Below are 239 nucleotides of genomic sequence, written 5' to 3'. Positions count from 1 at the left end.
CCGCCGCATCATCGACACGCTGAGCCGCGACGGGATCATTCCCGTGATTGCGCCGATCGGCATCGGGGCGGACGGGCACACCTACAACATCAACGCGGACACCATGGCGGGCGCGATCGCCGCCGCGCTGGGCGCGAAGCGGTTCTTCCTGCTCACGGACGTCGCGGGTGTGCTGGACAAGCAGGGCGAGCTGATGACCGACCTGACGCCGCAGGACGTCGCCGGACTGCGCGTCGACG

1 protein-coding gene is annotated in these 239 nt (G+C 69.5%); it reads left to right on the top strand.

Features of this window, described 5'->3' with window-relative positions:
- A partial coding sequence (locus AX702_RS07780; protein ID WP_443026288.1) for an amino acid kinase family protein occupies nt 1–239 on the top strand: 239 nt, incomplete at both ends.

The sequence above is a fragment of the Sphingomonas sp. CCH5-D11 genome, from assembly GCF_001557395.1.
Lineage (GTDB): Bacteria > Pseudomonadota > Alphaproteobacteria > Sphingomonadales > Sphingomonadaceae > Sphingomonas.
The sequence above is the reverse complement of the archived record's forward strand: the minus strand, read 5'-3'. Positions and strand labels throughout refer to the sequence as shown.